Origin of the sequence: Burkholderia vietnamiensis LMG 10929, from assembly GCF_000959445.1 — a bacterium.
Lineage (GTDB): Bacteria > Pseudomonadota > Gammaproteobacteria > Burkholderiales > Burkholderiaceae > Burkholderia > Burkholderia vietnamiensis.
The window spans coordinates 508,318-520,063 of the sequence record NZ_CP009631.1 but is presented as its reverse complement, the minus strand read 5'-3'; the positions used below and the strand labels follow the sequence as shown (position 1 = coordinate 520,063).

Here is an 11,746-nt window from a genome sequence, read left to right as displayed (position 1 = left end):
AACAGGTAAAGGAAGAATCATGCCGCGTCGTCGCGAAGTCCCCAAGCGGGAAGTGTTGCCGGATCCGAAGTTCGGCAACGTTGATGTAGCCAAGTTCATGAACATGCTGATGCTGTCCGGCAAGAAGTCGGTTGCAGAACGCATCGTTTATGGCGCATTCGAACAGATCCAGACCAAGGGTGGCAAGGACCCGCTGGAAGTGTTCACCGTTGCGCTCAACAACGTGAAGCCGGTGGTCGAAGTGAAGAGCCGCCGCGTTGGTGGTGCCAACTATCAAGTTCCGGTCGAAGTGCGCCCGTCGCGTCGTATGGCATTGGCGATGCGCTGGCTGCGTGAGGCTGCGAAGAAGCGCAGCGAGAAGTCGATGGCTCTGCGTCTGGCAGGCGAACTCTCCGAAGCGGCCGAAGGCCGTGGCGGCGCGATGAAGAAGCGCGATGAAGTTCACCGCATGGCAGAAGCCAACCGCGCGTTCTCGCATTTCCGTTTCTAAGCGCCTGGCTGGGCTGTAGCGGAAATAAATTCCGGGCGGGTGCGCTTTTCAGGCGCCTCGCCCGTTTGTGTTGAGGCGTGATGCAGCAGGGCTGCGTCACGTCATCCCAGTAGAGGATCAAAGTGGCTCGCAAGACTCCCATCGAGCGCTACCGCAATATCGGTATTAGCGCTCACATCGACGCCGGCAAGACGACGACGACCGAGCGCATTCTGTTTTACACCGGTGTGAACCACAAGATCGGTGAAGTCCACGACGGCGCAGCAACGATGGACTGGATGGAGCAGGAACAGGAGCGTGGCATCACGATCACGTCCGCTGCAACCACGGCCTTCTGGAAGGGCATGGGCGGCAACTATCCGGAACACCGCATCAACATCATCGACACCCCGGGCCACGTCGACTTCACGATCGAAGTCGAGCGCTCGATGCGCGTGCTCGACGGTGCGTGCATGGTCTACTGCGCAGTGGGCGGCGTGCAGCCGCAGTCGGAAACGGTGTGGCGCCAGGCGAACAAGTACAAGGTGCCCCGTCTCGCGTTCGTCAACAAGATGGACCGTACCGGCGCGAACTTCTTCAAGGTCTACGACCAGCTCCGTCTGCGCCTGAAGGCGAACCCGGTTCCGGTCGTGGTGCCGATCGGCTCGGAAGAAAACTTCAAGGGCGTGGTCGACCTGATCAAGATGAAGGCGATCATTTGGGACGAAGCGTCGCAAGGCACGAAGTTCGACTACGTCGACATCCCGGCCGAGCTCGCGGAAACCTGCAAGGAATGGCGCGAAAAGATGGTCGAAGCGGCTGCTGAAGCCAGCGAAGACCTGATGAACAAGTACCTGGAAGAAGGCGATCTGCCGGAAGCCGACATCATCAAGGCGCTGCGCGACCGTACGATCGCGTGCGAAATCCAGCCGATGCTGTGCGGTACCGCGTTCAAGAACAAGGGCGTGCAGCGCATGCTCGACGCCGTGATCGACTTCCTGCCGTCGCCGGTCGACATTCCGCCGGTCAAGGGCGAACTCGAAAACGGTGAAGCGGCAGAGCGCAAGGCATCGGACGAAGAGAAGTTCTCGTCGCTGGCGTTCAAGATCATGACCGACCCGTTCGTCGGCCAGCTGATCTTCTTCCGTGTGTACTCGGGCGTCGTCAACTCGGGCGACACGCTGCTGAACTCGACCAAGGGCAAGAAGGAACGCCTCGGCCGGATTCTGCAGATGCACGCGAACCAGCGCGAAGAAATCAAGGAAGTTCGCGCCGGCGACATCGCCGCTGCGGTCGGCCTGAAGGAAGCAACCACGGGCGACACGCTGTGCGACCCGGCGAACCCGATCGTTCTCGAACGCATGGTGTTCCCGGAGCCGGTGATTTCGCAGGCCGTCGAGCCGAAGACGAAGGCCGACCAGGAAAAGATGGGCCTCGCGCTGAACCGTCTGGCGCAGGAAGACCCGTCGTTCCGCGTGCAGACCGACGAAGAATCGGGCCAGACCATCATTTCGGGCATGGGCGAGCTCCACCTCGAAATTCTGGTCGACCGGATGAAGCGTGAATTCGGCGTGGAAGCAACCGTCGGCAAGCCGCAGGTTGCATACCGCGAAACGATCCGTTCGACGGCGAAGGACGTCGACGGCAAGTTCGTCAAGCAGTCGGGTGGTCGCGGCCAGTACGGTCACGCGGTCATCACGCTCGAGCCGAACGAGCAGGGCAAGGGCTACGAGTTCTTCGACGAGATCAAGGGTGGTGTGATTCCGCGTGAATACATCCCGGCGGTCGACAAGGGTATCCAGGACACGCTGAAGTCGGGCGTGCTGGCCGGCTTCCCGGTCGTCGACGTGAAGGTTCACCTGACGTTCGGTTCGTACCACGACGTCGACTCGAACGAAAATGCGTTCCGCATGGCCGGTTCGATGGCGTTCAAGGAAGCAATGCGCAAGGCGAACCCGGTCGTCCTCGAGCCGATGATGGCTGTCGAAGTCGAGACGCCGGAAGACTACATGGGCAACGTGATGGGCGACCTGTCGGGCCGTCGCGGTATCGTCCAGGGCATGGAAGACATGGTTGGCGGCGGCAAGATCGTTCGCGCCGAAGTGCCGCTGTCGGAAATGTTCGGTTACTCGACGTCGCTGCGCTCGCTGACGCAAGGTCGCGCAACGTACACGATGGAGTTCAAGCACTACGCCGAAGCTCCGCGCAACGTTGCTGACGCGATCATCAGCGCGAAGTCGAAGTAAATCTGAAGCTACCCAACCGATATTTTTTGAAAGAAGAGAATCATGGCAAAAGAAAAGTTTGAGCGGACCAAGCCGCACGTCAACGTTGGTACGATCGGTCACGTTGACCACGGCAAGACGACGCTGACGGCAGCGATCACGACGGTGCTGACGAAGAAGTTCGGCGGCGAAGCGAAGGCCTACGATCAGATCGACGCGGCACCGGAAGAAAAGGCGCGCGGCATCACGATCAACACGGCACACGTCGAGTACGAAACGGCGAACCGCCACTACGCACACGTCGACTGCCCGGGCCACGCCGACTACGTGAAGAACATGATCACGGGCGCAGCGCAGATGGACGGCGCGATCCTGGTTTGCTCGGCAGCAGACGGCCCGATGCCGCAAACGCGCGAGCACATCCTGCTGGCACGTCAGGTTGGCGTTCCGTACATCATCGTGTTCCTGAACAAGTGCGACATGGTGGACGACGCTGAACTGCTCGAGCTGGTCGAGATGGAAGTTCGCGAACTCCTGTCGAAGTACGACTTCCCGGGCGACGACACGCCGATCGTGAAGGGTTCGGCCAAGCTGGCGCTGGAAGGCGACACGGGCGAGCTGGGCGAAGTGGCGATCATGAACCTGGCAGACGCACTGGACACGTACATCCCGACGCCGGAGCGTGCGGTTGACGGCGCGTTCCTGATGCCGGTGGAAGACGTGTTCTCGATCTCGGGTCGCGGCACGGTGGTGACGGGTCGCGTCGAGCGCGGCATCGTGAAGGTCGGCGAGGAAATCGAAATCGTCGGTATCAAGCCGACGGTGAAGACGACCTGCACGGGCGTTGAAATGTTCCGCAAGCTGCTGGACCAAGGTCAGGCGGGCGACAACGTCGGTATCCTGCTGCGCGGCACGAAGCGTGAAGACGTCGAGCGCGGCCAGGTTCTGGCGAAGCCGGGTTCGATCACGCCGCACACGCACTTCACGGCTGAAGTGTACGTGCTGAGCAAGGACGAAGGCGGTCGCCACACGCCGTTCTTCAACAACTACCGTCCGCAGTTCTACTTCCGTACGACGGACGTGACGGGCTCGATCGAGCTGCCGAAGGACAAGGAAATGGTGATGCCGGGCGACAACGTGTCGATCACGGTGAAGCTGATTGCGCCGATCGCGATGGAAGAAGGTCTGCGCTTCGCAATCCGCGAAGGCGGCCGTACCGTCGGCGCTGGCGTCGTCGCCAAGATCATCGAGTAACATCGACGATCCGCGGGCCCTTCACGGGCTCGCGCCTCACGGCAGCTGTCGTGCCGTCGAAACCGGGTGTCCAGTTTGATCTGGCGCCCGGTTTTTTTGTGGTGCGCGCAGCGTGGTATTGACAAATGCGCGCCACCGCTTTGATTTTTCGTGTAGAATCGCGGGCTTAGCAGTGGAAGTACCGTTCGGGACGTGTCGCCTCGCTCCCCGCAGGCAACAGGTCTCGCGTTCTTTTAGTGTCCGGCGATGCAAGATCGCCTCGCTCTTTTCAAGGAATCGTCATGCAGCAACAGAAAATCCGCATTCGCCTGAAGGCTTTCGACTATCGTCTGATCGATCAATCGGCTGCCGAAATCGTCGATACCGCGAAGCGGACTGGCGCAATCGTCCGTGGCCCGGTGCCGCTGCCGACGCGCATTCAGCGTTTTGACATTCTGCGTTCGCCGCACGTCAACAAGACGTCGCGCGATCAGCTCGAAATCCGTACCCACCAGCGCCTGATGGACATCGTCGACCCGACGGACAAGACGGTTGACGCGCTGATGAAGCTCGATCTGCCGGCAGGCGTCGACGTGGAAATCAAGCTGCAGTAAGGCTTCCGGCGCCGCCGGGCTTGCCGGGCGGTGCTAAGTCTTTGTATTGCTTGCGGAAATCGAAGGGTCGGGCTATACTGCTTGGCTTTTCGCGCATTCGCGTAAAAAAGTCGGGCCTTGCGTGCCCGGCATTTTGTAAATCAGCCCCGACCAATCGCAGTCGGGAATGGAGAAAATGATGAGCCTTGGACTCGTAGGTCGCAAGGTTGGCATGACCCGTATCTTCACGGCTGAAGGGGATTCGATTCCCGTCACCGTGCTGGACGTGTCGGACAACCGCGTGACGCAGATCAAGACTGTTGAAACCGACGGCTACACGGCCGTGCAGGTTGCATTCGGCTCCCGCCGCGCATCGCGCGTGACGAAGCCGCTGGCAGGTCATCTCGCCAAAGCCGGTGTCGAAGCCGGTGAAATCCTCAAGGAATTCCGCATTGACGCGGCCAAGGCAGCCGAGCTGTCGAATGGCGCCGTGGTCGGTGCAGATCTTTTCGAAGTAGGCCAGAAGGTCGACGTGCAAGGCGTGTCGATCGGTAAGGGCTACGCCGGTACGATCAAGCGTTACAACTTCTCCTCCGGCCGTGCCACGCACGGTAACTCGCGCTCGCACAACGTGCCGGGCTCGATCGGTATGGCGCAGGATCCGGGTCGCGTTTTCCCGGGTAAGCGCATGACGGGTCACCTCGGTGACGTTACGGTGACGGTGCAGAACCTCGAAATCGCTCGTATCGACGCAGAGCGCAAGCTGCTGCTCGTCAAGGGCGCGATTCCGGGCGCGAAGGGCGGCAAGGTTTTCGTGACGCCGGCCGTCAAGACCAAGGGGGCGAAATAATGGAACTCAAGCTCCTGAACGAAAATGGTCAGGAAGGTGCAGTGGTCAACGCGTCGGACGTCGTGTTCGGTCGTGACTACAACGAAGCGCTGATCCACCAGGTCGTCGTCGCGTACCAGGCGAATGCTCGCCAGGGTAACCGCGCACAGAAGGACCGTGAGCAAGTCAAGCACACCACCAAGAAGCCGTGGCGTCAGAAGGGTACGGGCCGCGCTCGTGCCGGTATGTCGTCGAGCCCGTTGTGGCGTGGCGGTGGTCGCATCTTCCCGAACTCGCCGGAAGAGAACTTCTCGCACAAGGTCAACAAGAAGATGCATCGCGCAGGTCTCTGCTCGATCTTCTCGCAGCTGGCCCGTGAAGGCCGTCTGTCGGTCGTCGAGGACATCATCCTCGAAGCGCCGAAGACCAAGCTGCTGGCCGACAAATTCAAGACCATGGGTCTCGACTCCGTCCTGATCATCACGGATACGGTCGACGAGAACCTGTACCTGGCTTCGCGCAACCTGCCGCACGTGGCGATTGTCGAGCCGCGCTACGCTGACCCGCTGTCGCTGATCTACTTCAAGAAAGTGCTGGTCACGAAGGCTGCGGTCGCCCAGATCGAGGAGTTGCTGTCATGAGCGAGATTCGCAAGAACGATCATCGTTTGATGCAGGTCCTGCTCGCACCGGTGATTTCCGAAAAGGCGACGCTGGTTGCCGACAAGAACGAGCAGGTCGTGTTCGAAGTCGCACCGGATGCCACGAAGCAGGAAGTGAAGGCGGCTGTCGAGCTGCTGTTCAAGGTTGAGGTTGATTCGGTCAACGTGCTGGTTCAGAAGGGCAAGCAAAAGCGCTTCGGCCGTTCGATGGGCCGTCGCAAGGACGTGAAGAAGGCGTACGTTTGCCTGAAGCCCGGCCAGGAAATCAACTTTGAAGCGGAGGCCAAGTAATCATGGCAATCGTGAAAGTTAAACCGACTTCGCCGGGTCGCCGCGCGATGGTCAAGGTGGTCAACAAGGATCTGCACCAGGGCAAGCCGCACGCGGCACTGCTCGACACGCAGAGCTCGACCGCCGGCCGTAACAACAACGGTCGCATCACCACCCGCCATAAGGGCGGTGGTCACAAGCATCACTATCGTATCGTCGACTTCCGTCGCACGAAGGATGGCATTCCGGCAAAGGTCGAGCGTCTCGAGTACGACCCGAACCGCAGCGCGAACATCGCGCTGGTGCTCTACGCTGACGGCGAACGTCGCTACATCATCGCCCCGAAGGGCCTGACCGTCGGCCAACAGCTGATGTCGGGTTCGGAAGCGCCGATCCGTGCAGGCAATACGCTGCCGATCCGCAACATTCCGGTCGGTACGACGATCCACTGCATCGAGATGTTGCCGGGCAAGGGCGCGCAAATGGCGCGTTCGGCTGGCACGTCGGCCATGCTGCTGGCGCGTGAAGGCGTCTACGCGCAGGTTCGTCTGCGCTCGGGCGAAATCCGCCGCGTGCACATCGAGTGCCGTGCAACGATCGGTGAAGTCGGCAACGAAGAGCATAGCCTGCGCCAGATCGGCAAGGCTGGCGCGAACCGCTGGCGCGGTATCCGCCCGACGGTGCGTGGCGTTGCGATGAACCCGGTCGATCACCCGCACGGTGGTGGTGAGGGCAAGACGGCTGCAGGTCGCGATCCGGTGAGCCCGTGGGGCACGCCGACCAAGGGTTATCGCACCCGCAGCAACAAGCGCACGACGACGATGATCGTCCAGCGCCGTCACAAGCGTTAAGGAGTAGGCAATGGCACGTTCTGTAAAAAAAGGTCCGTTCTGCGACGCCCATTTGCTGAAGAAAGTTGAGGCGGCTGCAGCTTCGCGCGACAAAAAGCCGATCAAGACCTGGTCGCGTCGCTCGACGATTCTGCCGGATTTCATCGGCCTGACGATCGCTGTTCACAACGGCCGTCAACACGTTCCGGTGTACATCTCGGAAAACATGGTCGGCCACAAGCTTGGCGAGTTCGCACTGACCCGTACGTTCAAGGGTCACGCAGCCGACAAGAAGGCCAAGAAATAAGGGGCAATCAAGATGGAAGTGAAAGCAATTCATCGCGGTGCCCGCATCTCGGCGCAAAAAACGCGCCTTGTGGCTGACCAGATCCGCGGTTTGCCGGTCGACAAGGCGCTGAACGTTCTGACGTTCTCGCCGAAGAAGGCGGCTGGCATCGTGAAGAAGGTTGTGCTGTCGGCAATCGCGAATGCGGAGCACAACGAAGGCGCCGATATCGACGAGCTCAAGATCAAGAGCATCTACGTCGACAAGGCTGCATCGCTCAAGCGTTTCACCGCGCGCGCCAAGGGCCGCGGTAACCGCATCGAGAAGCAATCCTGTCACATCACTGTGACGGTCGGGAATTAAGGAGCCATACGATGGGACAGAAAATTCATCCGACTGGCTTCCGCCTGGCTGTCAGCCGCAATTGGGCTTCGCGTTGGTACGCGAACAACAACAATTTCGCGGCGATGCTGCAGGAAGACATCGGTGTTCGTGAATACCTGAAGAAGAAGCTGAAGAACGCTTCGGTCGGTCGGGTCGTCATCGAGCGTCCGGCAAAGAACGCGCGCATCACGATTTACAGCTCGCGTCCGGGCGTCGTCATCGGCAAGAAGGGCGAGGATATCGAACAGCTGAAGACGGAACTGCAACGCCGCATGGGCGTGCCGGTTCATGTCAACATCGAAGAGATCCGCAAGCCGGAAACCGATGCTCAACTGATCGCTGACTCGATCACGCAACAGCTCGAGCGCCGGATCATGTTCCGTCGCGCGATGAAGCGTGCGATGCAGAACGCGATGCGTCTGGGTGCCCAGGGCATCAAGATCATGAGCGCAGGCCGTCTGAACGGTATCGAAATCGCTCGTACGGAGTGGTATCGCGAAGGTCGCGTGCCCCTTCACACGCTGCGCGCCGATATCGACTACGCAACCTCGGAAGCGAAGACGACCTACGGCATCATCGGTGTCAAGGTTTGGGTTTACAAGGGCGACACGCTCGGCCGCAATGACGCGCCGGTGGTCGAAGAAGTAGCCGAAGACAAGCGTCCGCGTCGCAATGCGCGTCCGGGCGACCGTCGTCCGCGCCGTGACGGCGAAGGCGGCGCTCCGGGTGCTCGTCGTGGCGCACCGCGCCGCGGCGCCGGCAAGCCGGAAGACGGCAAGACTGGAGAATAACGATGCTGCAACCGAAACGCAGGAAGTATCGCAAAGAGCAGAAGGGTCGTAACACCGGCAAGGCGACGCGCGGCAACGCGGTGTCGTTCGGTGAATTCGGCCTGAAGGCGATCGGTCGCGGCCGTTTGACCGCGCGTCAAATTGAAGCAGCGCGTCGTGCAATGACGCGTCACATCAAGCGTGGCGGCCGCATCTGGATCCGGATCTTCCCGGACAAGCCGATCTCGCAAAAGCCGGCCGAAGTGCGTATGGGTAACGGTAAGGGTAACCCGGAGTACTACGTCGCCGAGATCCAGCCGGGCAAGATGCTCTATGAAATGGACGGCGTAACCGAAGAACTGGCACGCGAAGCGTTCCGTCTGGCTGCAGCGAAGCTGCCGCTGAAGACGGCGTTCATCGTGCGCCAGCTCGGCGCCTAAGGAGAAAACATGAAGGCTTCCGAACTTCTCCAGAAAGACCAGGCCGCGCTCAACAAGGAGCTGGCGGACCTGCTGAAGGCGCAATTCGGCCTGCGCATGCAACTCGCGACCCAGCAGCTCACGAACACGAGCCAGCTGAAGAAGGTTCGTCGCGACATCGCACGTGTGCGGACCGTCATGACTCAGAAGGCGAACCAGAAATGAACGATAGCGTGAAAACCTCGCTGAAGCGGACGCTGGTCGGTCGGGTCGTCAGCAACAAGATGGACAAGACCGTCACCGTGCTGATCGAGCACCGCGTCAAGCACCCGATCTACGGCAAGTATGTCGTGCGTTCGAAGAAGTACCACGCGCACGATGAAGCGAACACCTGCAACGAAGGCGATCTCGTCGAAATCCAGGAAACCCGTCCTGTTTCGAAGACGAAGGCCTGGACGGTGTCGCGCCTCGTCGAAGCAGCTCGCGTCATCTAAGCGGGCAGAGCAGTAGGCAGTAACAGGCACTTCGCCATGAAGTGCTTGAAATCGCAAAGTTTTTGCTTGCGTGACCGGGATTATTTGTTATAATCCCGGTCTTCCCTCTTTATGGGAGCCCCGTCGCGGGCGAAGTTGGTGGGGGAAGCGGACTGGCGCCAGCCTGTCCGAAAGATTCACCGAATTGCGATGGCGGGTTTCGTTTGCCGTCGCTGCTGTTCCAACCCAAGCAGCCGATTGGCTGACGGGACCAAGACTGACCGTATGCATCATGGTGGTGCATCCGGATTAAGTTGGGAAAGACAAACCATGATCCAGACCGAATCTCGGCTCGAAGTAGCCGACAACACGGGTGCGCGTGAAGTCATGTGCATCAAGGTGCTCGGCGGCTCGAAGCGTCGTTATGCCGGCATTGGCGACATCATCAAGGTGACCGTCAAAGAAGCAACGCCGCGCGGGCGCGTGAAGAAAGGCGAAATCTACAACGCCGTGGTGGTCCGCACCGCCAAGGGTGTTCGCCGTCAAGACGGCTCGCTGATCAAGTTCGACGGCAACGCCGCTGTGCTTTTGAATAACAAGCTTGAGCCGATCGGCACCCGCATTTTCGGGCCGGTGACGCGTGAGCTGCGTAGCGAACGATTCATGAAGATCGTTTCGCTGGCGCCGGAAGTGCTGTAAGGAGTCGCGATGAACAAGATTCGCAAAGGTGACGAAGTGATCGTCGTCACTGGCAAGGACAAGGGCAAGCGCGGCGTCGTGCTGGCTGTCGGTGCTGAACATGTGACGGTTGAGGGTATCAACCTCGTCAAGAAGCATGTGAAGCCGAACCCGATGAAGGGTACGACGGGCGGCGTGGAAGCGAAGACGATGCCCCTGCATATTTCGAACGTCGCACTGGTCGACGCGAATGGCAAGGCGTCGCGTGTTGGCATCAAGGTCGAGGAAGGCAAGAAGGTTCGCTTCCTGAAGACGACCGGTGCCGTACTGAGCGCCTGACGCAGCGGAGTAAAAAATGGCTCGTTTTCAAGAGTTTTACAAAGAAAAGGTTGTGCCCGGCCTGATCGAGAAGTTCGGTTACAAGTCGGTCATGGAAGTGCCGCGCATCACCAAGATCACGCTGAACATGGGTCTTGGCGAAGCGATCGCTGACAAGAAGGTCATCGAGAACGCCGTTGGCGACCTCACGAAGATCGCCGGTCAGAAGCCGGTCGTCACGAAGGCACGCAAGGCAATCGCAGGCTTCAAGATCCGCCAGGGCTATCCCATCGGCGCGATGGTGACGCTGCGCGGCCGTGCGATGTACGAATTCCTCGACCGTTTCGTGACCGTTGCCCTGCCCCGCGTGCGTGACTTCCGCGGCGTGTCGGGTCGTGCCTTCGATGGCCGCGGCAACTACAACATCGGTGTGAAAGAGCAGATCATTTTCCCCGAAATCGACTACGACAAGATCGACGCACTGCGTGGGCTGAATATCAGCATCACGACGACTGCGAAGACCGACGACGAAGCAAAGGCTCTGCTCGCCAGCTTCAAGTTCCCGTTCAGAAACTGAGGTTACCGTGGCTAAACTGGCACTGATCGAACGTGAAAAGAAGCGCGCCCGCCTGGTCGCGAAGTTCGCAGCAAAGCGCGAAGCGCTGAAGGCGATCGTCGAAGACCAAAGCAAGTCGGAAGAAGAGCGCTACGAAGCACGCCTGGAGCTGCAGCAACTGCCCCGCAACTCGAACCCGACCCGCCAGCGTAACCGCTGCGCGATCACGGGCCGTCCGCGTGGCACGTTCCGTAAATTCGGCCTCGCGCGCAACAAGATTCGTGAAATCGCATTCCGTGGCGAGATTCCTGGCCTGACCAAGGCGAGCTGGTAATAGGAGAAACGTAAATGAGCATGAGTGATCCTATCGCCGATATGCTGACTCGCATCCGCAACGCGCAGATGGTCGAGAAGGTATCGGTCGCGATGCCCTCGTCGAAGGTCAAGGTTGCAATCGCGCAAGTCCTGAAGGACGAAGGTTATATCGACGATTTCGCCGTAAAGGCGGAAGGTGCGAAGTCCGAACTGAATATCGCGCTGAAGTACTACGCAGGTCGCCCGGTCATCGAACGCCTCGAGCGCGTGTCGAAGCCTGGTCTGCGCGTGTACCGCGGTCGTAACGACATTCCGCAGGTCATGAACGGCCTGGGCGTGGCAATCGTTTCGACGCCGAAGGGCGTGATGACCGACCGCAAGGCGCGCGCTACCGGCGTCGGCGGCGAAGTCATCTGCTACGTCGCTTAAAGCCGAGG

At 60.0% G+C, this 11,746-nt stretch carries 19 protein-coding genes; all 19 read left to right on the top strand.

Annotated features, from left to right (window positions below; all coding sequences use genetic code 11):
• The first annotated feature begins 19 nt into the window (after positions 1–19).
• A complete protein-coding gene (gene rpsG, locus AK36_RS12390; RefSeq protein WP_006477195.1) occupies positions 20–490 on the top strand; it encodes a 30S ribosomal protein S7 in 471 nt (156 codons plus the stop codon).
• 122 nt (positions 491–612) lie between these two features.
• Complete coding sequence (fusA, locus tag AK36_RS12385) at positions 613–2,715, top strand: elongation factor G (RefSeq protein WP_011883003.1); 2,103 nt, start codon at positions 613–615, stop codon at positions 2,713–2,715.
• A gap of 42 nt (positions 2,716–2,757) precedes the next feature.
• Positions 2,758–3,948 carry an elongation factor Tu gene (gene tuf, locus AK36_RS12380; protein WP_011882996.1) on the top strand — a complete coding sequence of 397 codons (1,191 nt, stop codon included), beginning with the start codon at positions 2,758–2,760 and terminating at the stop codon, positions 3,946–3,948.
• Between the two features lie 281 nt (positions 3,949–4,229).
• Positions 4,230–4,541 (top strand): 30S ribosomal protein S10, encoded by a 312-nt coding sequence (gene rpsJ, locus AK36_RS12375; protein ID WP_004199280.1) that lies wholly within the window; start codon positions 4,230–4,232, stop codon positions 4,539–4,541.
• A 178-nt stretch (positions 4,542–4,719) separates the two neighbouring features.
• Positions 4,720–5,370 carry a 50S ribosomal protein L3 gene (gene rplC / locus AK36_RS12370; protein WP_006752926.1) on the top strand — a complete coding sequence of 217 codons (651 nt, stop codon included), beginning with the start codon at positions 4,720–4,722 and terminating at the stop codon, positions 5,368–5,370.
• Entirely contained in the window at positions 5,370–5,990 is a 621-nt protein-coding gene (rplD, locus tag AK36_RS12365; RefSeq protein ID WP_006477192.1) for a 50S ribosomal protein L4, read from the top strand. Before rplC ends, rplD begins: the two co-directional genes overlap by 1 nt.
• On the top strand, positions 5,987–6,301 hold the full coding sequence (rplW, locus tag AK36_RS12360) for a 50S ribosomal protein L23 (protein ID WP_004199275.1): 315 nt from the start codon (positions 5,987–5,989) through the stop codon (positions 6,299–6,301). The genes rplD and rplW overlap by 4 nt, the downstream gene beginning before the upstream one ends.
• Before the next feature lie 2 nt (positions 6,302–6,303).
• Positions 6,304–7,131, top strand: coding sequence for a 50S ribosomal protein L2 (gene rplB / locus AK36_RS12355; protein ID WP_011883004.1), 828 nt, complete (start codon positions 6,304–6,306; stop codon positions 7,129–7,131).
• A 10-nt stretch (positions 7,132–7,141) separates the two neighbouring features.
• On the top strand, positions 7,142–7,417 hold the full coding sequence (gene rpsS, locus AK36_RS12350) for a 30S ribosomal protein S19 (RefSeq protein ID WP_004199273.1): 276 nt from the start codon (positions 7,142–7,144) through the stop codon (positions 7,415–7,417).
• A gap of 12 nt (positions 7,418–7,429) precedes the next feature.
• Complete coding sequence (gene rplV, locus AK36_RS12345) at positions 7,430–7,759, top strand: 50S ribosomal protein L22 (protein ID WP_004199272.1); 330 nt, start codon at positions 7,430–7,432, stop codon at positions 7,757–7,759.
• An 11-nt stretch (positions 7,760–7,770) separates the two neighbouring features.
• Complete coding sequence (rpsC, locus tag AK36_RS12340) at positions 7,771–8,571, top strand: 30S ribosomal protein S3 (RefSeq protein WP_006482899.1); 801 nt, start codon at positions 7,771–7,773, stop codon at positions 8,569–8,571.
• Positions 8,572–8,573: 2 nt separating this feature from the next.
• Complete coding sequence (rplP, locus tag AK36_RS12335) at positions 8,574–8,990, top strand: 50S ribosomal protein L16 (RefSeq protein WP_006482873.1); 417 nt, start codon at positions 8,574–8,576, stop codon at positions 8,988–8,990.
• A 9-nt stretch (positions 8,991–8,999) separates the two neighbouring features.
• Positions 9,000–9,194, top strand: a complete 195-nt coding sequence (gene rpmC, locus AK36_RS12330; protein ID WP_006400652.1) for a 50S ribosomal protein L29 — start codon at positions 9,000–9,002, stop codon at positions 9,192–9,194.
• Positions 9,191–9,463, top strand: a complete 273-nt coding sequence (gene rpsQ / locus AK36_RS12325) for a 30S ribosomal protein S17 (protein ID WP_006752928.1) — start codon at positions 9,191–9,193, stop codon at positions 9,461–9,463. Before rpmC ends, rpsQ begins: the two co-directional genes overlap by 4 nt.
• Positions 9,464–9,772: 309 nt before the next feature.
• Positions 9,773–10,141: a 50S ribosomal protein L14 gene (gene rplN / locus AK36_RS12320; RefSeq protein WP_006752929.1), complete on the top strand. Its 369-nt coding sequence runs from the start codon at positions 9,773–9,775 to the stop codon at positions 10,139–10,141.
• A gap of 9 nt (positions 10,142–10,150) precedes the next feature.
• Entirely contained in the window at positions 10,151–10,459 is a 309-nt protein-coding gene (rplX, locus tag AK36_RS12315) for a 50S ribosomal protein L24 (RefSeq protein ID WP_006477187.1), read from the top strand.
• A 16-nt stretch (positions 10,460–10,475) separates the two neighbouring features.
• Positions 10,476–11,015, top strand: coding sequence for a 50S ribosomal protein L5 (gene rplE, locus AK36_RS12310; protein WP_011883005.1), 540 nt, complete (start codon positions 10,476–10,478; stop codon positions 11,013–11,015).
• 7 nt (positions 11,016–11,022) lie between these two features.
• On the top strand, positions 11,023–11,328 hold the full coding sequence (rpsN, locus tag AK36_RS12305; protein ID WP_011883006.1) for a 30S ribosomal protein S14: 306 nt from the start codon (positions 11,023–11,025) through the stop codon (positions 11,326–11,328).
• Between the two features lie 14 nt (positions 11,329–11,342).
• On the top strand, positions 11,343–11,738 hold the full coding sequence (rpsH, locus tag AK36_RS12300; RefSeq protein WP_006477185.1) for a 30S ribosomal protein S8: 396 nt from the start codon (positions 11,343–11,345) through the stop codon (positions 11,736–11,738).
• Positions 11,739–11,746 lie beyond the last annotated feature (8 nt).